Source organism: Roseovarius sp., from assembly GCF_965277045.1.
Taxonomy (GTDB): Bacteria; Pseudomonadota; Alphaproteobacteria; order Rhodobacterales; family Rhodobacteraceae; genus Roseovarius.
Genome location: NZ_OZ255712.1, coordinates 3,218,912 through 3,239,072, shown reverse-complemented (window position 1 = coordinate 3,239,072; position 20,161 = coordinate 3,218,912). Strand labels below are relative to the sequence as shown.

At 64.5% G+C, this 20,161-nt stretch carries 22 protein-coding genes; 20 read left to right on the top strand and 2 right to left on the bottom strand.

All coding sequences use genetic code 11. From position 1 onward, the window contains the following. The first annotated feature begins 114 nt into the window (after positions 1–114). From ACQY4V_RS16210 to arfB, 5 genes are all read left to right on the top strand, one after another. Positions 115–651, top strand: coding sequence for an acyl-CoA thioesterase (locus tag ACQY4V_RS16210; RefSeq protein WP_428513415.1), 537 nt, complete (start codon positions 115–117; stop codon positions 649–651). A 73-nt stretch (positions 652–724) separates the two neighbouring features. Next, positions 725–2,104, top strand: a complete 1,380-nt coding sequence (locus tag ACQY4V_RS16205) for an MFS transporter (protein ID WP_428513414.1) — start codon at positions 725–727, stop codon at positions 2,102–2,104. After that, entirely contained in the window at positions 2,089–3,015 is a 927-nt protein-coding gene (mepA, locus tag ACQY4V_RS16200; protein ID WP_428513412.1) for a penicillin-insensitive murein endopeptidase, read from the top strand. The genes ACQY4V_RS16205 and mepA overlap by 16 nt, the downstream gene beginning before the upstream one ends. A 72-nt stretch (positions 3,016–3,087) precedes the next feature. Further along, positions 3,088–3,711, top strand: a complete 624-nt coding sequence (locus ACQY4V_RS16195) for a queuosine precursor transporter (RefSeq protein ID WP_428513410.1) — start codon at positions 3,088–3,090, stop codon at positions 3,709–3,711. A 302-nt stretch (positions 3,712–4,013) separates the two neighbouring features. Then, positions 4,014–4,430, top strand: a complete 417-nt coding sequence (arfB, locus tag ACQY4V_RS16190) for an alternative ribosome rescue aminoacyl-tRNA hydrolase ArfB (RefSeq protein WP_428513408.1) — start codon at positions 4,014–4,016, stop codon at positions 4,428–4,430. 50 nt (positions 4,431–4,480) lie between these two features. On the opposite strand, the gene ACQY4V_RS16185 is transcribed toward arfB, so the two are convergent. After that, positions 4,481–5,158 carry a polysaccharide deacetylase family protein gene (locus tag ACQY4V_RS16185; protein WP_428513406.1) on the bottom strand — a complete coding sequence of 226 codons (678 nt, stop codon included), beginning with the start codon at positions 5,156–5,158 and terminating at the stop codon, positions 4,481–4,483. A gap of 131 nt (positions 5,159–5,289) precedes the next feature. On the opposite strand from ACQY4V_RS16185, the gene ACQY4V_RS16180 reads away from it, so the two are divergent. Then, on the top strand, positions 5,290–5,799 hold the full coding sequence (locus ACQY4V_RS16180; protein ID WP_428513404.1) for a CoxG family protein: 510 nt from the start codon (positions 5,290–5,292) through the stop codon (positions 5,797–5,799). A 250-nt stretch (positions 5,800–6,049) separates the two neighbouring features. On the opposite strand, the gene ACQY4V_RS16175 is transcribed toward ACQY4V_RS16180, so the two are convergent. After that, positions 6,050–6,751, bottom strand: a complete 702-nt coding sequence (locus ACQY4V_RS16175) for an SGNH/GDSL hydrolase family protein (RefSeq protein ID WP_428513402.1) — start codon at positions 6,749–6,751, stop codon at positions 6,050–6,052. A 231-nt stretch (positions 6,752–6,982) separates the two neighbouring features. On the opposite strand from ACQY4V_RS16175, the gene ACQY4V_RS16170 reads away from it, so the two are divergent. From ACQY4V_RS16170 to pnp, 14 genes are all read left to right on the top strand, one after another. Then, positions 6,983–7,912: an ABC transporter ATP-binding protein gene (locus ACQY4V_RS16170; RefSeq protein WP_428513400.1), complete on the top strand. Its 930-nt coding sequence runs from the start codon at positions 6,983–6,985 to the stop codon at positions 7,910–7,912. Further along, complete coding sequence (locus ACQY4V_RS16165) at positions 7,909–8,670, top strand: ABC transporter permease (protein ID WP_428513398.1); 762 nt, start codon at positions 7,909–7,911, stop codon at positions 8,668–8,670. The genes ACQY4V_RS16170 and ACQY4V_RS16165 overlap by 4 nt, the downstream gene beginning before the upstream one ends. A gap of 165 nt (positions 8,671–8,835) precedes the next feature. Beyond that, positions 8,836–9,633: a S49 family peptidase gene (locus ACQY4V_RS16160; protein ID WP_428513396.1), complete on the top strand. Its 798-nt coding sequence runs from the start codon at positions 8,836–8,838 to the stop codon at positions 9,631–9,633. A gap of 1 nt (position 9,634) precedes the next feature. Continuing rightward, positions 9,635–9,802, top strand: coding sequence for a hypothetical protein (locus ACQY4V_RS16155; RefSeq protein ID WP_172977391.1), 168 nt, complete (start codon positions 9,635–9,637; stop codon positions 9,800–9,802). Then, complete coding sequence (locus ACQY4V_RS16150; RefSeq protein ID WP_428513393.1) at positions 9,802–10,764, top strand: calcium/sodium antiporter; 963 nt, start codon at positions 9,802–9,804, stop codon at positions 10,762–10,764. Before ACQY4V_RS16155 ends, ACQY4V_RS16150 begins: the two co-directional genes overlap by 1 nt. A 14-nt stretch (positions 10,765–10,778) precedes the next feature. After that, positions 10,779–11,579 (top strand): SDR family oxidoreductase, encoded by an 801-nt coding sequence (locus tag ACQY4V_RS16145; RefSeq protein ID WP_428513391.1) that lies wholly within the window; start codon positions 10,779–10,781, stop codon positions 11,577–11,579. A gap of 286 nt (positions 11,580–11,865) precedes the next feature. Beyond that, positions 11,866–13,749, top strand: a complete 1,884-nt coding sequence (uvrC, locus tag ACQY4V_RS16140) for an excinuclease ABC subunit UvrC (protein ID WP_428513389.1) — start codon at positions 11,866–11,868, stop codon at positions 13,747–13,749. A gap of 162 nt (positions 13,750–13,911) precedes the next feature. Continuing rightward, the gene (gene pgsA, locus ACQY4V_RS16135) at positions 13,912–14,571 is read left to right on the top strand and encodes a CDP-diacylglycerol--glycerol-3-phosphate 3-phosphatidyltransferase (RefSeq protein WP_152494094.1); all 660 of its coding nucleotides are present in this window, start codon (positions 13,912–13,914) and stop codon (positions 14,569–14,571) included. A 4-nt stretch (positions 14,572–14,575) separates the two neighbouring features. After that, positions 14,576–14,821, top strand: coding sequence for a molybdopterin converting factor subunit 1 (gene moaD, locus ACQY4V_RS16130; RefSeq protein ID WP_428513387.1), 246 nt, complete (start codon positions 14,576–14,578; stop codon positions 14,819–14,821). Positions 14,822–14,825: 4 nt separating this feature from the next. Further along, positions 14,826–15,266, top strand: a complete 441-nt coding sequence (locus ACQY4V_RS16125; protein WP_428513385.1) for a molybdenum cofactor biosynthesis protein MoaE — start codon at positions 14,826–14,828, stop codon at positions 15,264–15,266. Between the two features lie 75 nt (positions 15,267–15,341). Beyond that, positions 15,342–15,632 (top strand): SCP2 sterol-binding domain-containing protein, encoded by a 291-nt coding sequence (locus ACQY4V_RS16120; protein WP_428513383.1) that lies wholly within the window; start codon positions 15,342–15,344, stop codon positions 15,630–15,632. A 137-nt stretch (positions 15,633–15,769) separates the two neighbouring features. Then, on the top strand, positions 15,770–16,066 hold the full coding sequence (locus ACQY4V_RS16115; protein ID WP_428513381.1) for a hypothetical protein: 297 nt from the start codon (positions 15,770–15,772) through the stop codon (positions 16,064–16,066). A gap of 290 nt (positions 16,067–16,356) precedes the next feature. Continuing rightward, positions 16,357–17,598, top strand: a complete 1,242-nt coding sequence (locus ACQY4V_RS16110) for a cation:proton antiporter (protein ID WP_428513379.1) — start codon at positions 16,357–16,359, stop codon at positions 17,596–17,598. 199 nt (positions 17,599–17,797) lie between these two features. After that, entirely contained in the window at positions 17,798–19,933 is a 2,136-nt protein-coding gene (gene pnp, locus ACQY4V_RS16105) for a polyribonucleotide nucleotidyltransferase (RefSeq protein ID WP_222451995.1), read from the top strand. Positions 19,934–20,161 lie beyond the last annotated feature (228 nt).

The following is a 20,161-nucleotide window of genomic DNA, read 5'->3' as shown; positions in this document are numbered from 1 at the left end:
TTGTTTGCTGCGCGGAATAGGTAAGCGTCATGGCGGTATTCCGCAAGCTTTACGCGAGGTTGTGGTTGACGTATGCCGCGCCCGCGTCAAGACCAGCCGCAAAAGGAGCGCCCGATGTATCCTGTCGTCCGCATGTTCTGGCAGCTTTATAAGCACCGCAATTCGCCGCCCCTGGCGCCGACCGACACGCATGTGTCGCGTCATGTCTGCCTGCCGTGGGATATCGACCTGTGGATGGAGCTGAACAACGGGCGGACGCTGACACTGTATGATCTTGGGCGTATCCCGCTGGCGATGCGGGCGGGGCTGGTGAAGGTTCTGAAAAAGAACCGTTGGGGGCTGACCATGGCGGGGGCGAGCGTACGGTATCGCCGCCGGATCCGGATGTTCGAGACGGTCGAAATGCGGTCGCGCGCGGTGTGGTGGGACGCGCGGTTCATCTACTTGGAACAATCGATGTGGAAGACGGACGGTGAGTGCGCGAACCACATCGTCTATCGCTCGGCCGTGACCGGCAAGGGCGGGATCGTGCCGCCCGACGAGGTGATGGCGGCGCTGGGCAAGACGGTAGAGCGGCCCGCCGCGCCCGAGTGGGTGACCGCCTGGATCGAGGCGGACGCCAAGCGGCCCTGGCCGCCGATGCGGGACTGACGCGGAAAGCCGAACGAAGGGCTTGCCACCGGACCCCGAACCGCGTTTGATCGCGGCCGAACGAGGGGGCACGATGGCAGAGGTTTCGGCACGCAAGCGGATCTGGGGCTGGTTCTTTTTCGACTGGGCCAGCCAGCCCTATCACACCCTGCTGGTGACTTTCGTCTTCGGGCCATTCTTTGCGGCTGTCGCCTCGACCTATTTCCTTGGAACGGGTCTGGCGGAAGAGGCGGCGGATGCGCGAGCGCAGACGCTGTGGTCATGGTGCCTGGCGCTGTCGGGGCTGGTTATCGCCTTTGGCGCGCCGATCATGGGCGCGATGGCGGACTCCACCGGGCGGCGCATTCCGTGGATGGCATTCTTTTCGGTGCTCTATGTGGTCGGCGCGGCGGGGCTGTGGTGGACGGCCCCGGACGGGTCGAACATGGTGCTGGCGCTGGTGCTGTTCGGCATCGGTTTCATCGGGGCGGAATACGCGCTGATCTTCGTCAATTCGCAATTGCCGTCGGTGGCGACGGCGGAGGATGTGGGATCGACCTCGGGCAGTGGCTTCGCCTTTGGCTATCTCGGCGGGCTGGCGTCCCTGGCGATCATGCTGGTGTTCTTTCAGACCATGGACGGGGGGCGCACAATCGTCGGGCTGGAACCTGCGTTGGGGCTGGACGCCGCGCAGGACGAGGACAAGCGCATCGTCGGGCCGCTGGCGGCGGTGTGGTACGTTGTCTTCATGATCCCCTATTTCCTGTGGGTGCGCGATGCGGACACCGCGCCGAAGGGCACGGGGTTCGGCGGGGCGATGGCGCTGTTGAAGAAATCGCTGGCCAACCTGCCCAACCGCCGCAGCCTGCTGGCCTACCTGGGATCGTCGATGTTCTATCGCGACGCTTTGAACGGCCTCTACAGTTTCGGCGGCACTTACGCGACGCTGGTGCTGGACTGGTCGATCGTGAGGGTGGGCATTTTCGGCATCGTCAGCGCCATCGCAGCGGCGGCGTTCAGCTGGGTCGGCGGCAGGCTGGACAAGCGGTTCGGGCCGAAGCCGGTGATCGTGGTGGCGGTGTGGATCCTGATCGGGGTCTGCATCACCATCGTCAGCATGGACCGCACGATGTTTTTCGGCATTCCGCTGGAGGAAGGCTCGGCTCTGCCGGACATGGTGTTCTTCGGCTGCGGCATCCTGATCGGGGGGCTGGGCGGGACGCTGCAATCGGCCAGCCGGTCGTTGATGGTGCGCCATACGGACCCGGCGGTGCCCACCGAAAGCTTTGGTCTCTATGGCCTGTCTGGGCGCGCGACGGCCTTCGTTGCCCCGGCGTTGATCGGTCTGGTGACCTATATCAGCGGAAGCGCGCGGATCGGGGTTACGCCGCTCATTCTGCTTTTCCTCGTGGGGTTGATCTTGCTACGCTGGGTGCAGGCAAAAGGGGATAGTGAAACATGGTCCGTATCGTAAAGCCTTTCCTGCTGGCGCTTGTGCTGGCGGGGTGTGGCGGGTCCACGGCAGAGCAGGAAACCGTCCAGCCCGCGGTGCTGTCGACGCAGAACATCCCGGCGGACATGCGCGGGGTGCAGGCGAAGCAGTTGTTCGGCGCCAAGCGGGGCGGATCGCAACAGGCGGCGCGGCCCTTTGGCGGGTATTCCAAGGGCTGTGTGGCGGGCGCGGTGCAGCTGCCCGAGACCGGCCCGACATGGCAGGCGATGCGGCTTAGCCGGAACCGCAACTGGGGCCATCCCGAGACCATCGACTTCATCCAGAAACTTTCGCGCTTCGCCGCGACGCAGCCGGGCTGGAACGGCCTTTACGTGGGGGACATCAGCCAGCCGCGCGGCGGGCCGATGCTGACCGGCCATGCCAGCCACCAACTGGGGCTGGACGCAGATATCTGGCTGCGGCCCGCGACCAACCTGAACCTCAGCCGAGCGCAGCGCGAAAGCCTGTCGTCGATTTCGCTGCGGCGGGCGAACGGGGCCTACACGAACGACAATTACAACCGCACCCATCACGAGATCATGAAGGCCGCCGCGCAGGACCCGCGGGTGGCGCGGATTTTCGTCTTTCCGGGCGCCAAGGTGCGGATGTGCGAGGAAGAGAAAGGCGACCGCAGCTGGCTGCGCAAGATCCGGCCATGGTACGGGCACCACTATCATTTCCACGTGCGGCTGAAATGTCCTCGTGGGGCGAAAGGGTGCGTGGATCAGGCGGCACCGCCGGCGGGCGATGGCTGCGCCGATGCGCGGCAATGGCAGCGCAACATCCTGAACCCGCCGCCGCCGGACCCCAACGCGCCGCCGCCCAAGCCGCGCCGCGAGCTGACCATGGCTGACCTGCCGGCGCAGTGCCTTGGCGTGCTGCAATCGGAGTGAGGCCTTGCGGTTCTGCCGCAAAGTGACTAGGCGCAGGCCCCTGATATAGACGCGTATCGGGGGCCTGTGCGCATGACTTCCAAGATCCTTCCCGGTGTTCTGGCGATGGCGGCGATTGTCGTCGCGTCGAACATCCTGGTGCAGTTCCTGTTCGGCCAGTGGCTGACCTGGGGGGCGTTCACCTATCCGCTGGCGTTCCTGGTGACGGACGTGATGAACCGCGTCTATGGCCGCGCGGCGGCACGGCGCGTGGTGCTGGCGGGGTTCGTGGTGGGGCTGGTCTGTTCGGTCATCGGCACGCAGATTTCGGGCGAGTTCGGTCCGCTGGTGACGCTGCGGATCGCGCTGGGCTCGGCGGTGGCGTTCCTGACTGCGCAGCTTCTGGATATCGCGGTGTTCGACAGGTTCAGGGCCGGGGCGTGGTGGCGGGCGCCGGTGGTGTCGTCGCTGATCGGCGGGAGCGTGGATACGGGCCTGTTCTTTACCATCGCGTTTTCGGCCAGCCTGAGCTTCCTGGAGCCGGGAAACGATGTGGGCTGGGCCGGCGAGCCGCTGCCGCTGTTGGGTATGGGCCCGGTGGTGCCGCTGTGGGTGTCGCTGGCGGTGGCGGACTGGCTGGTGAAACTGGTGCTGGCAATTTTGGCACTTGTGCCGTTTCGCATCATCGTGGGGTCACTTAGTGGCAGGACCACATGATTTTGTTTTGACAAACGCGAAATTTGTGGCAGGCTACCCTTGAGTTCAACAGCTGAAAGGAGGTGATCCAGTGTCTATAAAGGGATTGGAGAGAGGTGTCGGAACAGTCAGGGAGGTTCGTGTCTGAGGCAGCCCTTGGGCATGTAAACACCCGGATTGGCAGGGCCTAACCGACCTCGCCTCCGAAACTTTTAGAAGGGCCGTTCCACGAGGTTGGAGCGGCCCTTTTGATATGAAAAGGGCGCGTCGGTATCGCATCGGTATTTGAGGCGCATCGCGTCGGTGCTATTTGACAGGGCATCATGAAGATCAACGACAAGATCACCATCGAGGATTGGGAGCTGACCGAGCAGTTCACCCGCGCGTCCGGGCCGGGCGGGCAGAACGTGAACAAGGTGTCCTCGGCGGTGGAGTTGCGGTTCGAGGCGGAACGCTCGCCCAACCTGCCCGACCCGGTGAAGCGGCGGCTGCGGCGGCTGGCCGGGCGGCGCTGGACCAAGGACGGGGCGGTGGTGTTGCAGGTGTCGGAGGAAAGGTCGCAGGCCCGCAACCGCGAGATCGCAAGGGAGCGGTTGGCGGAGCTGATCGCCAAGGCCTGTGAAAAGCCAAAGCGGCGGATTCCGACGAAGGTGTCGAAGAACCAGAAACGCAAGCGCGTCGAGGCGAAGAAGAAGCGGGCCGAGGTGAAGGCGTTGCGGGGGAAGGTGGATGGGGTTTGAGGTTGTAAGGGGCCATCATTGGGCGGGGCACGCGTGGGTTTTCACCCACCCTACGCGGGTTGGACCGTGATGCCTCGCGTGGTCGCGGCCTCCAGCAAACGGCCGATCTGGCGCGCGGAGCTGTAGAATCCCGGGCCGGTTTTGCGAGCCCGGATGTCATGGCCGGTGAAGACCGCGAGGCCGTCCGTCTTGGCGATGAGGTCGAGCAGGTGGTGCTGCCGGCGCCAGCCGGGGAAGGCCTTGTGCTGCATGTCGGCGAAGCCGAGGTTGTCGAGACAGCGGGAGGCCGGGCGTTCGGAATAGATGCGGGACGCGGGGTTGGCGGGATCGAGGCTGCGCGGGCCCTCCGCGCGGATAACCTCGAACCGGGTGGCCAGGGCAGTGCGGGTCTCGGGCGTCGAGGCGTGGAAGGGGCAGGCGAAGGTGCGGGCGGGAAAGCCCGCCGCGCGGTGCTCGGCGATGGCGCGGTCGACCTCGTGTTCCAGCCAGTGATCGAGGCCGTGGGCTGCGAGGTAGGGTTTCAGCCGCGGATGGGTGCGGGTGTGGCAGGCGATCTCGTGACCGTCGGACTGCAAGAGGTGCAGGCCCTCGATCTGCGCGGGCGTGGCCTTATGCAGGTGCGACACGCAGAAGGTGACGCGGGCATCGTGTTCCGCGAAGACGGGCCGGGCGGCGACCCAGTTGGCGACGAAGAGATCGTCGAAGGTGAGGCAGAGCGTGCCGGGCAAGGATCATCCCCCATGCGACTAAGGTCTTGATGCGCGAGACACCCCGCCTCTGTCAATTTGCAGGGCGCATCGGTCTTGGAGGGTTTGGGGCCGTGCGGTAGGATCGGGCCAACCCAAGGAGGAGACATGCCATGCAGATGAGTGGGCAGCGCGAGATCGCGGCGGATCGGGAAACGGTCTGGGCCGCGTTGATGGAGCCGGAGGTGCTGAAGGAATGCGTGCCGGGCGCGCAGGAGGTCACGGGCAACCCACAGGACGGGTACGAGGCGACGGTCACGCAGAAGGTCGGGCCGGTGAAGGCCACGTTCAAGGGCATGGTGACGTTCGGCGACATGAACCAGCCCGAGAGCCTGCGCCTGGAAGGCGAGGGCAAGGGCGGGGCGGCGGGCTTTGCCAAGGGCGCGGCGGACGTGCGGCTGGAGGAGGTCGAGGGCGGCACGCGGCTGTCCTACGACGTGGAGGCCAAGGTGGGCGGCAAGCTGGCGCAGCTGGGCAGCCGGATCGTCGACGGATTTGCCAAGAAGATGGCGGACCAGTTCTTTTCCAACCTCGAGGAGGTGATCGAGGGGCCGAAGGAGGACGAGCCGGAAGAACAGGCCGAGAAGAAAGGCTGGCTGAAGCGGATGATCTCGAAGGGCTGAGCCTTCGGTCCCAAGCCGGGGTGAGTGCGTCCCCGTCGGAGCCTCCGGCGGGGATATTTTTGGCCAGAGGAAAAGGGGGCGCGTGACCCGGGCGCCGGGGCCGGGAGGCGCCTGTCGGGACGCCTCCGGCGCCTGGTTAAAGCGTTTCGCCAATAACCTGGATCACAGCTTTTGGCGAAACGCAGTGCAAGGCTTGATCGTCGCGCGCGCCCCGCCTTTATCTGGGGTGTCAGGTTAAAGGCGGGACACTTTATTTCCGGCGCGGGCCGCTTTGGCGGATGAGCTCGGCGATGCGGCCGCCGATGGCGTCGGACCCCTTGGGCGAGGGGTGGATGAGGTCGACCGCGTGGTATGTGCGATCCCCCGACGGGACCACGTCGCTCATCGGGATGAAATGCACGCCGCGATCGAGCGCGGCGAGGCGGGCCATGCGGGCGTCCATCTCGCGGCCCTCGTCGACGCAGCCTTCGATGGGCGAGGTGACGCCGGGTGTGTGCAGGTAGCCCACCATCACCACGTTGGCGCCGGTCTTGCGCATCTTCGAGACGAAGCCGGGGATGACGCCGGTGGTGCCGTCTTCGGAGATCAGCCTGTCGATGCGGCGGTCGCAGAGCCCGCAGCCGCAGCCGAACAGGATGTCGTTGCCGCCGCCGTTCATCACGATCCAGTCCCAGTTGCCCGCGCGGTACTGCTTGGTGATGTTCATGCCGGCCGCGCCCGAGATCGGCAGCGCATAGAGGAAGCGGGCGCCGGAGACGGAGCGGTCGATGACCGGCTCGCCCAGGCGGCGTTCCATGGCATGGGAGACGGATTGCCCGGCCATGCCGTGGAGGGCCATCATGGAATCGCCCATGAGAAGGATACGGGGGTTATCGGCACGCGTCACCGTCTCGGTGCAGGCACCGAGCGCGAATATGATGAGCGGCCAGACAAAACGAGAGAGGCGTTTCATGTCTGTCCTGCGATGTTCCTGATGCGCATGGCACCATGCGCCCCCAACCGCGCTCAGGATTCCCGCTTGCGGCGGCGGGCACAATGCAAAATGTGGAAACAATGCGTTTTATTTCGGGCCGCGTCGGTGTGCGCGCGCAGGAACGCACAAGGGGTTGTGTGTCTCTGACGGCTTGCGCCGTGTGGCGGCGGGATTAGTTTGGCGCAGATGAAGGATGAAGGAGCGCGGGACATGGCGGCGTTTGTCGAGGTGAACGGGCTGGAGAAGACCTATGACGACGGGTTCCAGGCGCTGAAGGGCGTGGACCTGGAGATCAGAGAAGGCGAGATCCTGGCACTGCTGGGGCCCAATGGCGCGGGCAAGACGACGCTGATTTCGGCCCTGTGCGGGATCACGACGCCCACGGGCGGGACCGCGCGCGTGGGCGGACATGACATCGCCGAGGACTATCGCGCGGCGCGGTCGCTGGTGGGGCTGGTGCCGCAGGAGATCGCGCTGGAGCCGTTCGAGAAGGTGATCAACACGGTGCGGTTTTCCCGCGGCCTCTTTGGCAAGGGGCGCGACGATGCGCTGGTGGAGAAGATCCTGCGGCAGCTGAGCCTGTGGGACAAGCGCAACAACCAGGTCAAGGAGCTGTCGGGCGGCATGAAGCGGCGGGTGCTGATCGCCAAGGCGCTGGTGCACGAGCCGCGTGTCCTGTTCCTGGACGAGCCGACCGCCGGTGTCGACGTGGAGCTGCGCCGCGACATGTGGGAGGTGGTCGAAGGGCTGCGGCAGGATGGCGTGACGATCATCCTGACCACCCATTACATCGAGGAGGCCGAGGCGATTGCCGACCGGGTCGCGGTGATTGCCCACGGCGAGATCCTGCTGGTCGAGGACAAGGCCGCGCTGATGCAGCGGATGGGCCGCAAGAGCCTGCGGATCGACCTGATGGCGCCGGTGGAGGCGGTGCCCGGGAGCCTGTCGGATTACGAGTTGTGGAAGAGCCCGGACGGCCAGAGCCTGACCTATACCTATGACACCAATGCCGAGCGGACCGGGATCGCGCGGCTGGTGAAGGAGTTGACCGAGGCGGGGCTGGTGATCCGGGACATCCAGACCAGCCAGTCGAGCCTGGAAGAGATTTTCGTAGGGCTGGTGAAGGAGGATGCGGCATGAATTTCCTGGCCATCGCGGCGATCTACAAGTTCGAGATGCAGCGGTTCTTTCGCACGCTTTTGCAAAGCTTCGTATCGCCGGTGATTTCGACCTCGCTTTACTTCGTGGTGTTCGGGGCGGCCATCGGCAGCCGGATCGACCAGGTGGAGGGCGTGAGCTATGGCGCGTTCATCGTGCCGGGGCTGATCATGCTGTCGGTGATCACGCAGGCGATTTCGAACGCGTCCTTCGGGATCTATTTTCCGAAGTTCATCGGCACGATCTATGAGCTCTTGTCGGCGCCGGTGAACTTTCTGGAGATCGTGATCGGGTATGTGGGGGCGGCCGCCACCAAGGCGCTGTTCATCGGGGTGGTGATATTGGCGACCTCGGCGTTGTTCGTGGATGTGCAGATACAGCACCCGGGCGCGATGGTGGCGTTTTTGCTGCTGACCTGCATCAGCTTCGCGCTTTTCGGGTTCATCATCGGGATCTGGGCGCAGAATTTCGAGCAGTTGCAGCTGGTGCCGCTGCTGATCGTGACGCCTTTGGTGTTCCTGGGCGGCTCGTTCTACTCGATCTCGATGCTGCCGCCGTTCTGGCAGACGGTGACGCTGTTCAATCCGGTGGTTTACCTGATCTCGGGCTTCCGCTGGGCGTTTTTCGGGCAGGCGGACGTGTCGATCGGGCTGAGCCTGCTGGCGATTGCGGGGTTCACGGCGCTGTGCCTGTTCCTGATCTGGCGGATCTTCAAGACGGGCTACCGGATCAAGAGTTGAGGGCGCGCGTGGGTTTTCACCCACCCTACGCAGGATGGCCGCCGCCCGAAGATGGGGCGGCGGCGGTCTGACCCCGCGTCGTATTCGTGGCTTTCTTGCCCTTCGGCCCTTTTGATACGTGCCGCAACCTTGTTTGTCGCGCATGGGCATTCTACATCGGCATCCATGAAGCGATTTATCCCGTTTTTGAAATCAGACCCGCTGGTATCGGTCGTCCGCCTGTCGGGCGCAATCGGCGCCGGGTCGAGAATGCCGCTGAGCGACGAGGCGATGGCGTCGGCCATCGAGAAGGCGTTCAAGCGGGGCAAGCCCAGGGCCGTGGCGCTGTTGATCAACAGCCCCGGCGGATCGCCGGTGCAGTCGGCGCTGATCGCGGGGCGCATCCGGCGGCTGGCGGACGAACACAAGGTGCCGGTTCATGCCTTCGTCGAGGATGTGGCGGCGTCGGGCGGCTATTGGCTGGCCTCGGCGGCGGATGACATCTGGGTCGACGACAATTCCATCGTGGGCAGCATCGGCGTGATTTCGGCCGGTTTCGGCGCGCATGTGTTCCTGGCGCGGCAGGGCGTCGAGCGGCGGGTTTATACCGCCGGCAAGTCCAAGAGCACGCTTGACCCGTTCCAGCCCGAAAAGAAGGAAGACGTGGCGCGGCTCAAGGGCATACTCGAAGAGATGCACGGCAACTTCATCGCGCAGATCAAGGCGCGGCGTGGTGACCGGCTGAGCGAGGAAGAGGACCTCTTTACCGGCGAGTTCTGGCTGGGAGGCCGGGGTGTCGAGTTGGGCCTCGCGGACGGGGTTGCGCATCTGGCGCCGAAGCTGAAGGAGCTTTACGGCGACAAGGTGCGGTTTGCCACCTATGGCAAGAAGAAGGGTTTCTTCCAGCGCTTCGGGGCGTCGATGGTCGAGGATGCGTTTGCCTCGGTCGAGGAACGCGCGGCCTTTGCCCGGTTCGGCCTGTGACGTGCTGAGCAAGATCGCCCTCATATTCCTGGCCTTCATCGCCGTGCTGGCGATGTTCGGACGCCTGCGGTTTCCCGGACAGAAGAAGCTGGAATCGGCCCGGTGTCCGCACTGCAAGCGGTTTCGCATCGGCAAGGGGCCGTGCCAGTGCCGGGAGGGCAAATCCTGATGTGGCCATGGCTGATGTCGGGGCTGGGGCTGCTGATCCTGCTTCTGGCCGGGGATGCGCTGGTGAAGGGCGCGGTGAACCTGAGCCTGCGCGTGGGCATCCCGGCGCTGATCGTCAGCCTGACCATCGTCGCTTTCGGGACCTCGGCGCCGGAACTGCTGATCTCGGTCAACGCGGTGCTGGAGAACAAGCCGGGGCTGGCGCTGGGCAACGTGATCGGATCGAACACGGCGAACATCCTGCTGGTGCTGGGGGTGCCGGCGATCCTGTCGGTGCTGCACACCTCGGGGTGCAACACGCGCAAGACCTACCTGTTCATGATCGGGGCGACGGTGGTCTTTATCGGGCTGGCGTTCCGCGGGCCTTTCGACATGCTGGCGGGCGTGGTACTTCTGGCCTGCCTTGGGCTGGTGCTGGCGGATGCGTTCCGCGATGCGCGCAACCACCGGCGCGCGGGCAAGGCCGCCGAGGCGGAAGCGGATGAAGAGGACGAGGTCGAGGGCGCGGACCCGGACATGCCGTGGTGGCAGATCTTTGTCTTCCTGGCGCTGGGCCTTGTGGGTCTGCCGCTGGGCGCGGACCTGTTGGTGGACAACGCGTCGATCATCGCGCGGGAGTTCGGCGTCAGCGACGCGGTGATCGGCCTGACGCTGGTGGCGCTGGGCACGTCGCTGCCCGAGCTGGCGACGACTGTGATGGCCGCGCTGCGCAAGCAGGCCGACGTCGCGCTGGGCAATGTCATCGGGTCGAACATGTTCAACCTGCTGGCCATCATCGGAATCACGTCCTTTGTCGGCACCATCCCGGTGGACCCGGAGTTCCTGGAATTCGACCTGTGGGTGATGCTGGGCGCGTCGCTGCTGCTGATCCCGTTCGTGTTCCTGGGCCGGGATATCACCCGGCTGTGGGGCATCGCCTTGACCGTTCTCTACGTGATCTATGTGTTGGTCGTGTTGAGCTGAACGGAGCCTCCCGTATGACCGAAGACACCGACACCCGCCGCGCCCTCGTGACCGGGGGCGGCAAGCGCCTTGGGCGGGCGATGGCGCTGTACCTGGGGGCGCGCGGCTATGACGTGGCGGTGCATTACGGCGGGTCGTCCGATGCCGCCGCGGAAACGGCCGGCGATATAGAGGCCAAGGGGCAAAGGGCCGTCACCGTGCAGGCGGATCTGCTGGACGAGGGCGCGGTGCAGGCGCTGGTGGCCGAGGCGGCCGCGCGGCTGGGCGGGCCGGTGCATGTTCTGGTGAACAACGCGTCGATCTTCGAGGACGAGACATATCAGACGGCGACGCGGCAAAGCTGGGACCGGCACATGGAATCGAACCTGCGCGCGCCCTTCGCGCTGACGCAGGCCCTGGCGGCGCAGGTGCCGGACCCGATCAAGGACGACAACGGCGAGCCGGTGGCGCAGGGGCTGGTGGTGAACATGATCGACCAGCGGGTGCGCAAGCTGACGCCGAATTTCGCCAGCTACACGATTGCCAAGTCGGGGCTTTGGACCATGACGCGCACTGCGGCGCAGGCGCTGGCCCCGCGCGTCCGGGTGAACGGGATCGGGCCGGGGCCGACGTTGAAAAGCACCGAGCAGAGCGAAGAACAGTTCTTTGACCAGAGGGCGCGGACGATTCTGAAGCGCGGCGTGAACCCCGATGATATCACCGCCGCGCTGGGCTATTTCCTTGAGGCGAAGGCGGTTACCGGGCAACTGATCTGTGTCGATGGCGGGCAGCATCTGGCATGGCAGACGCCGGATGTTCTGGGGGTTGATGTATAGACGTCAGGTCAACTTGTTCATGGGTCACCGGGTCGTCACCGAAGCGTTACAAAAGTTTTAATGTTTTCATATATTTGGGATACCACGGTTTTTTAATCGTTTGAAATCAGAAAGTTAAGTTTGTGCTTAATTTTTGGGCGAATTAACGAAGCAGGCTGAAAACAACGATAAAATCCCGGTAACCGAAACTTGTCCGCAGAGTTATCCACACGATCCGTGGAGATGTTTCCTATTGCGGCGTGTGTGCTAATCATTGCAGCCCACGGGCAGAATCAAACGTTAACGAATGATTAACAACACAAACAGCGACTCAGACGGCGATGCCGCCCCGGAGACCGGGCACAAGGTGATCCAGTCTTACCTGAAAACCCTGGACGGCTCGCCCGGGGTCTATCGTATGCTGGGCGCGCAGTCCCAGGTTCTGTATGTCGGCAAGGCGCGGAACCTGAAGGCACGGGTGTCGAGCTATTCCCGGCCCACGGGGCACACGCCGCGGATCGCGCGGATGATCGCGGAAACCGCGTCGATGATGTTCCTGACCACGGCGACCGAGACCGAGGCGCTGCTGCTGGAGCAGAACCTGATCAAGCAGCTAAAGCCGCGGTACAACGTGCTTTTGCGCGACGACAAGTCGTTCCCGAATATCCTGGTGACCGGGCACGACTTTCCGATGATCAAGAAGCATCGCGGCGCCAAGAAGGAGAAGGGGCAGTATTATGGCCCCTTTGCCAGCGCGGGGGCTGTGAACCGGACGCTGGGGCAGTTGCAGCGGGTGTTCCAGCTGCGCAATTGCAGCGACACGCAGTTCGAGAGCCGCACGCGGCCGTGCCTGCAATACCAGATCAAGCGCTGCACGGCGCCGTGCGTGGGGTATATCTCGAAACAGGAGTACGCAGCGCAGGTGGAGGATGCACAGCGCTACCTGTCGGGGCGGTCGACCGAGATACAGGAGAAGCTGGCCGCCGACATGCAGGACGCCTCCGAGGCGATGGAGTTCGAGCGCGCCGCTGCGTTGCGCGACCGGATCAAGGCGCTGACGCAGGTGCAGACGGCGCAGGGGATCAACCCGCGCACGGTGGGCGAGGCGGACCTCGTGGCGCTGCACCTGGAGAAGGGGCAGGCTTGTGTGCAGGTGTTTTTCATCCGCGCCGGGCAGAACTGGGGGAACAAGGATTTCTATCCGCGCGTGGGCGCGGACGTGGCCGAGGCCGAGGTGCTGGAGGCGTTCCTGGGCCAGTTCTATGACACCAAGGACCCGGCACGGCAGATCATCCTGAGCCACGAGATCGAGAGCCCCGACCTGATGGCCGAAGCGCTGACCGGCAAGCTGGGGCGCAAGGTGGCCTTGCTGGTGCCGCAGAAGGGCGAAAAGGCTGAGCTGGTCGAGGCCGCGTTGCGCAATGCGCGCGAGAGCCTGGCGCGGAAGATGAGCGAGAGTGCGACGCAGGCCAAGCTGCTGAAAGGCGTGGCGGAGGCGTTCGATCTGCCAGCCCCGCCGGAGCGGATCGAGGTGTATGACAACAGCCACATCCAGGGCGCGCACGCGGTGGGCGCGATGATCGTGGCCGGGCCCGAGGGGCTGATGAAGAACCAGTACCGCAAGTTCAACATCCGGGGCGACGACCTGACCCCCGGCGACGATTTCGGGATGATGAAAGAGGTGCTGACCCGGCGGCTGAAGCGGCTGATCAAGGAGGATCCGGACCGCGACAAGGGGCTGTGGCCGGACCTTCTGTTGATCGACGGCGGGCAGGGGCAGGTGAGTGCGGTGCATTCGATCATGCAGGAGATGGGCGTGCGCGACCTGCCGATGGTGGGCGTGGCCAAGGGCCTGGACCGGGACGCCGGCAAGGAAGAGTTTCACCGGATGGGCAAGCGGCCCATGGCGCTGCGGCACAACGATCCGGTGCTCTATTTCATCCAGCGGCTGCGGGACGAGGCGCACAGGTTTGCCATCGGCACGCACCGGGCCAAGCGGACCAAGGCGGTAAGTGCCTCGCCCCTGGATGAAATCGCGGGTGTCGGCGCGGCGCGCAAGCGGGCGCTCCTGGCGCATTTCGGGTCCGCGAAGGCGGTGAGCCGGGCGAACCTGGCCGATCTGAAGGCCGTGGAGGGCGTCTCGGCGGCGCTGGCGCAGAAGGTCTATGACCACTTCCACGAGAAGGGCTGAGGGGCTGGCCGGGATTGATGGGCCAGCCCCTCGCGCTACAGGTTTGATGCGAGTGGCCAGCCCCTCGCGCTCCCCGGAGTATTCGCCGCAAGAAAAAGCACGACGCCGGGTTGTGGGATTCGGGGCTTTCGGACGGGGGCGGTTCGCACTAGATACAAACGCATGACGTGGAATATTCCCAACGTGTTGACCGTGCTGAGGCTGCTGGCGGCGCCGGCGGTGGCGGTGATGTTTCTGTACTTTCACCGGCCCTGGGCGGATTGGTTCGCGCTGGTGCTGTTCGTGAGCGCGGCGGTGACCGACTGGTTCGACGGCTATCTGGCGCGGTTGTGGAAGCAGACCACCAAGCTGGGCACGATGCTGGACCCGATCGCCGACAAGGCGATGGTGGTGATCGCGCTGGCGGTGATCCTGGGCTATTCGTCGATGTCGCCGTGGCTGGTCCTGCCGGCGACGATGATCCTGTTTCGCGAAGTGTTCGTGTCGGGCCTGCGGGAATACCTGGGCGACACGGCGGGGACACTCAAAGTGACCAAGCTGGCCAAGTGGAAGACCACGTTGCAGATGGTGGCCATCGCGGTGCTGTTCGCGCAGGGCGTTTTCGAGCATTATTTCGGCATGTCCAGCATGGGCATGGACGAGGCGCTGGTGGCCGATGTGCTGGCGGGGCGCGAGGAGGACCTGATGGGGCTGCGGTGGAAGTTTCAGGGCATGGTGATCGCGTCGCACGCGGGGCTTTGGCTGCTGTGGATTGCCGCGGCGCTGACGCTGATCACGGGTGTCGACTACTTCCGCAAGGCGACGCCTTATCTGAGGGACTGACGACATGGATGTGCTGTATTTCGCGTGGGTGCGGGAACGGATCGGGCGCCCCAGGGACACGGTGGACACCGGCGCCGCGACGGTGCGGGACCTGGTCGAGGAATTGCGGGCGCGCGAGGCGCGCTACGAGGCGGCCTTTGCCGATCTGGGCGCGCTGCGCGTGGCGGTGGACCAGGAACTGGCGGATTTCGATGCGCCGCTGGCGGGCGTGCGCGAGGTGGCGTTCTTTCCGCCGATGACGGGAGGCTGAGGCCTTGGATATCCGGGTGCAGGAAGCGGCGTTCGACCTTGGCGAAGAGGTGAATGCGTTCGCCGCGCGGCAAAGCGGCATGGGCGCTGTCGTCAGCTTCACCGGGATCGTGCGGGACATCGCCGCGGGCCTGGAGGCGATGCAGATCGAGCATTACCCCGGCATGACCGAGAAGGCCCTGACCGGGATCGCCGAGGAGGCGCGGACGCGCTGGAACCTGGGGGATGTGCTGGTGATTCACCGCCATGGCGCGTTGAAACCGGACGAGATGATCATGATGGTCGCCACGTCCTCGCCGCACCGGGCCGACGCGTTTCAGGCCGCGGAGTTCCTGATGGATTACCTGAAGTCGCGCGCGCCGTTCTGGAAGAAGGAAGTGACTCGGGACGGGGCCGATTGGGTGGATGCCAAGGACGAAGACGAGGACGCGCTGGGCCGCTGGTGACGCAAGGTTCGCGTTGACCGGCGCGTGTCCGGCATGGAGAGATCTGCGCAGCATCCTTGAAAGGCGCATTTTCCGATGAACGAGATCATCCAGAGCTATGTCGAAACGCTGGACCCCAAGGCGAAGGGCACCATTCGGGGCACCGCCAAGCTGGTGATCGAGGGCGCGGGCAGCGTGATGCTGGATGAGACGGGCGCGCGGGCGGGCGACGAGGAGGCCGACGTGGTGCTGATGGCCAGCGACGCGGTCTTTCGCAACATCCTGTCGGGCGAGCAGAACCCGGTGATGGCCTACATGTCGGGGAAACTGAAGGTCGAGGGCAACGCACAGCGGGCGCTGAAGGTGAGCGGGATCCTGACCGGGTAGGTGCTCTGGTCCGGAAATGACGCGAGCGGCGGACCCGCTGGCCCTGGGGCCGGGCCGGAGCTGCGCGGCATTTCCGATGAATCGTGACAAAATTGTAAACCGTGCTAGCATTCACCTCTCTGGAGGGAGTTTATGCGATGGCAGTACCGGCACAGGTGACCTGGGCGAGGACTTCGGCGGAACCGGGGGCGGATATCCGGCAACTCGGCGGATACGTGAAGAAATTCTTTGGCAAGTCGCCGTGGCAACTGAGGCCCGAGGACGCGATTGCGAGTATCGAGCATGACGAGTGGCGCTTTTACGTCGAGCTGGATGGCGAGAAGGTCTGGCTGGAGGTCGAGGAAGACCCGGGCGGGCAGAAACGGCTGAGCCTGTCGGGCGAAGTTCTGGCCGAAGAGGTTTTCGGATCGCTGCCGGACACGCCGACGCAATAACCATTGTGGTTTCTGCCGTCGCGGCGTCGGGTTGCGGAACTCGGTGTAGATTTCGCTTTCCAGGGTGGACGGCTGAGCCGATGCGAGCTGCGTCCGTTTGGTGCGGCCCTTCGCGCGCGTTCCCTTCACAATTCGTCTGATCTGGCCGGTCGCGGACGGCTTTTCCTGAACATTTGTGCACTACTTGGAAGCGCGCCTCGTTCCGAGGCTCCGCCGGGCTTGCAGAGGTGGCTTGCGGGGCTATGTGACGTCCGGTCTTACGTCACGATTCCAACGGAACGATAGCGCCCATGAGTTCGGATTCCTTTTTCGCCTTCGATACCTATCACATTGCGCTGGCGGTGACCGGGGTGATCGTCATCAGTGCGCGGTGGTTGCCGCGGCTGGTATCGCGGGCGGAGCCGGTATTTGCACCGCTGATGATCCTGTTCGGGGCCGCGGCCGCGATGGTGATCCCGGCCGCGAGTTTCATGCCGGACCCGCGCGAAGCACCGCTGGTGTGGGAGAGGATGAGCGAGCTGGCCGTGATCGTGGCGCTGTTCGGCACGGGAATGCGGATCGACACGATCAGCCCCTGGCGCAAATGGAGTCCGACGGTGCGGATGCTGGGCATCGCCATGCCGTTGACGATCGCCGCGGTGGCGCTCTTGGGCGTCGGCCTGGAGGGTCTGACGGTTGCCGCGGCGATCCTGTTGGGTGCGGTTATCGCGCCCACCGACCCGGTGCTGGCGGCGGATGTGCAGGTCGGCCCGCCGCAGGAAGGCCGGGAACATCCGGTGCGCTTTACCCTGACCACCGAGGCGGGGCTGAACGACGGGCTGGCGTTTCCGTTCGTCTACCTGGGGCTGGTCGTGGCCGCCGAAGGCCTGAATCCGGGCGCATGGGCGCTGGACTGGCTGGTCTGGGATGTGGTCTATCGCATCGCCGTCGGAACCGTGGCGGGATGGGCGGGCGGTCGTGCGCTTGCGCTGGTGCTGTTCTCGGTGCCCAGGAACGCCCCGCTGGCCGACACCGGATCCGGGGTGGTGGCCCTTGCCGGCGTGCTGTTGTGCTATGGGTCGACGGAGCTGGTGGAAGGCTATGGCTTCATCGCCGTGGCGGTGATGGGGCTGACTCTGCGGCGGGAAGAGAAGGACCATCGTTTTCACCGGCGCTTGCATGATTTCACGGAATCGATCGAACACGCGCTGACCGCGCTGCTGCTGATCGCGTTGGGGTCGGTTCTTCCGATGCTTCTTGCGGACCTGACCTGGAGCCAGGTCTGCATCGCGCTGATCCTGATCCTGATCATCCGGCCCGTTTCGGGATGGCTCAGCTTGACGGGGTCGCAGATGCCGCACCGTGACCGGGCGGTCGTCGCGGTCTACGGCGTGCGTGGCATCGGCTCGATCTATTACCTGTGCTACGCGATGAGCCACGTGGACTTCGTGAACGAAAGCGAGCTGTGGTCGCTTGTCGGGTTGGTCATCCTGCTGTCCACGATCCTGCACGGCTTCAGCGTCAACTGGGCGATGCGCCGGATCGAGGATTGACGGCCCGGGCGGCGAAAGATCGGGCCGGGACATCGCGGCTTTCAATTCACGCAAATTTGCTGTATGGGCGCACTCATCTGAAACGTGACGCCTTAGACCCCGGCGCATGAGATGATGGAGGGGTCGGTGGCAATGGGGCCACCAATGTAACGGAGGACCCGGGATACGCCCGGGAGGGCCTCCAGCTAGGAAACGATAGATGTTCAAAGAAGTGAAAAAATCGATCCAGTGGGGCGAGGATACGCTGACACTGGAAACGGGCAAGGTTGCCCGTCAGGCGGATGGCTCGGTCATCGCCACCTACGGGGAAACATCGGTCATGGCGAACGTGACCTTTGCAAAAGCCCCGCGTGAAGGTCAGGATTTCTTTCCGCTGACCGTTCACTACCAGGAGAAATACTATTCCGCGGGCAAGGTGCCCGGCGGCTTTTTCAAGCGTGAGGCACGGCCCACGGAAAAGGAAACCCTGACCGCGCGGTTGATCGACCGCCCGATCCGCCCGCTGTTCGTGCCGGGTTTCAAGAACGAAGTTCTGGTGATGTGCACCGTGCTGAGCCATGACCTGGTCAACGACCCGGACATGGTGGCGATGATTGCAGCCAGCGCCGCGCTGACCATTTCGGGCGCGCCGTTCATGGGGCCGATCGCGGGCTGCCGTGTCGGGTTCACCGATGGCGAGTACGTGCTGAACCCCGAGGTCGACGACATGCACGACCTGCGCAACAACCCCGAGCAGCGGCTCGACCTGGTGGTTGCGGGCACGAAGGGTGCCGTGATGATGGTGGAATCGGAAGCTTACGAGCTGACCGAAGAGGAAATGCTGGGCGCGGTGAACTTCGCGCATGAGCAGATCCAGCCGGTGATCGACATGATCATCGACCTGGCCGAAGACGCCGCCAAGGAACCGTTCGACTTCCAGCCGCCGGATTACAGCGACCTGTACGAGGCCGTGAAGGCGGCGGGCGAAGACAAGCTGGCCGCGGCCTACAAGATCCAGGACAAGCAGGAACGCACGAGTGCCGTTTCGGCCGCCAAGGAAGAGATCAAGGCATCGCTTTCCGAAGAGCAGCTTGAGGACGCGAACCTTGGCTCGGCGCTGAAGAAGCTGGAAGCGTCGATCCTGCGCGGTGACATCGTGAAGTCGGGCAAGCGTATCGACGGACGGAGCCTGGACGAGGTGCGCCCGATCGTGTGCGAAACCGGGCTGCTGCCGCGTACGCATGGCTCGGCGCTGTTCACGCGTGGCGAGACGCAAGGTTTGGTCGTGACGACGCTGGGCACCGGCGACGATGAGCAGATCATCGACGCGCTGCACGGCAACTTCCGCTCGAACTTCCTGCTGCACTACAACTTCCCGCCCTATTCGGTCGGTGAAGCCGGTCGCGTGGGCCCTCCGGGACGGCGCGAGATCGGTCACGGCAAGCTGGCATGGCGCGCGCTGCAGGCGGTGCTGCCGGCGGCGACGGATTTCCCCTACACCGTGCGGGTCGTCAGCGAGATCACCGAATCCAACGGCTCTTCGTCGATGGCGTCGGTTTGCGGCGGCTCTCTGTCCATGATGGATGCCGGTGTGCCGCTGAAGGCGCCGGTGGCCGGTGTGGCCATGGGCCTGGTGCTGGAAGACGACGGGTCCTACGGCATCCTGACCGACATCCTGGGCGACGAGGATCACCTGGGCGACATGGACTTCAAGGTGGCGGGGACCGAAGCCGGTATCACGTCGCTGCAGATGGACATCAAGGTCGCGGGCATCACGCCGGAGATTATGGAAAAGGCACTGGAGCAGGCGAAGGCCGGCCGGTTGCACATCCTGGGCGAGATGGGCAAGGCCCTGTCGGAAGCCGGTGATTTCTCGGTTCACGCCCCGCGCATCGAGACGATGCAGATCCCGACCGACAAGATCCGCGAAGTGATCGGGTCTGGCGGCAAGGTGATCCGCGAGATCGTCGAGGTGTCGGGCGCCAAGGTCGATATCAACGACGAAGGCGTGATCAAGATCGCGTCGCCCAACGGCGAGGCCATCCAGAAGGCATACGACATGATCTATTCGATCGTGGCGGAGCCGGAAGAAGGCAAGGTCTACAAGGGCACGGTCGTCAAGATCGTGGACTTCGGCGCCTTCGTGAACTTCTTCGGCAAGCGCGACGGCCTGGTGCATGTCAGCCAGATCGAGAACCGCCGCCTGAACCATCCGTCGGACGTTCTGAAAGAAGGCCAGGATGTGTGGGTCAAGCTGCTGGGATTCGACGATCGCGGCAAGGTGCGCCTGTCGATGAAGGTCGTCGATCAGGAGACCGGCGAGGAAGCCAAGAAAGAAGAACCCGCGGAAGAGTAAATCCGCCGGTTTCGCAGAATCGAGAACCCCGGTGGCGACACCGGGGTTTTTTCGTGGGAAAGTGACGTGACGTCACAGCCAAAGGTAAGGTTTTCCATACGGGCCAAAGCCCATGTTTTTACCCATATAGCACACAGTCGCCCGTCGGTTGTAACACGGGTGCCGGAAGGGTATCCGGCTGCGCTGTCACTCACGGATCATGCGCGTCGGAGGGGGCCTCGGTCAGAG

Coding starts and splice junctions, on each gene's coding strand:
- ACQY4V_RS16210 (WP_428513415.1), top strand. CDS start 115: ATGTATCCTGTCGTCCGCATGTTCTGGCAGCTTTATAAGCACCGCAAT.
- ACQY4V_RS16205 (WP_428513414.1), top strand. CDS start 725: ATGGCAGAGGTTTCGGCACGCAAGCGGATCTGGGGCTGGTTCTTTTTC.
- mepA (WP_428513412.1), top strand. CDS start 2,089: ATGGTCCGTATCGTAAAGCCTTTCCTGCTGGCGCTTGTGCTGGCGGGG.
- ACQY4V_RS16195 (WP_428513410.1), top strand. CDS start 3,088: ATGACTTCCAAGATCCTTCCCGGTGTTCTGGCGATGGCGGCGATTGTC.
- arfB (WP_428513408.1), top strand. CDS start 4,014: ATGAAGATCAACGACAAGATCACCATCGAGGATTGGGAGCTGACCGAG.
- ACQY4V_RS16180 (WP_428513404.1), top strand. CDS start 5,290: ATGCAGATGAGTGGGCAGCGCGAGATCGCGGCGGATCGGGAAACGGTC.
- ACQY4V_RS16175 (WP_428513402.1), bottom strand. CDS start 6,751: ATGAAACGCCTCTCTCGTTTTGTCTGGCCGCTCATCATATTCGCGCTC.
- ACQY4V_RS16170 (WP_428513400.1), top strand. CDS start 6,983: ATGGCGGCGTTTGTCGAGGTGAACGGGCTGGAGAAGACCTATGACGAC.
- ACQY4V_RS16165 (WP_428513398.1), top strand. CDS start 7,909: ATGAATTTCCTGGCCATCGCGGCGATCTACAAGTTCGAGATGCAGCGG.
- ACQY4V_RS16160 (WP_428513396.1), top strand. CDS start 8,836: ATGAAGCGATTTATCCCGTTTTTGAAATCAGACCCGCTGGTATCGGTC.
- ACQY4V_RS16150 (WP_428513393.1), top strand. CDS start 9,802: ATGTGGCCATGGCTGATGTCGGGGCTGGGGCTGCTGATCCTGCTTCTG.
- ACQY4V_RS16145 (WP_428513391.1), top strand. CDS start 10,779: ATGACCGAAGACACCGACACCCGCCGCGCCCTCGTGACCGGGGGCGGC.
- uvrC (WP_428513389.1), top strand. CDS start 11,866: ATGATTAACAACACAAACAGCGACTCAGACGGCGATGCCGCCCCGGAG.
- pgsA (WP_152494094.1), top strand. CDS start 13,912: ATGACGTGGAATATTCCCAACGTGTTGACCGTGCTGAGGCTGCTGGCG.
- moaD (WP_428513387.1), top strand. CDS start 14,576: ATGGATGTGCTGTATTTCGCGTGGGTGCGGGAACGGATCGGGCGCCCC.
- ACQY4V_RS16120 (WP_428513383.1), top strand. CDS start 15,342: ATGAACGAGATCATCCAGAGCTATGTCGAAACGCTGGACCCCAAGGCG.
- ACQY4V_RS16115 (WP_428513381.1), top strand. CDS start 15,770: ATGGCAGTACCGGCACAGGTGACCTGGGCGAGGACTTCGGCGGAACCG.
- ACQY4V_RS16110 (WP_428513379.1), top strand. CDS start 16,357: ATGAGTTCGGATTCCTTTTTCGCCTTCGATACCTATCACATTGCGCTG.
- pnp (WP_222451995.1), top strand. CDS start 17,798: ATGTTCAAAGAAGTGAAAAAATCGATCCAGTGGGGCGAGGATACGCTG.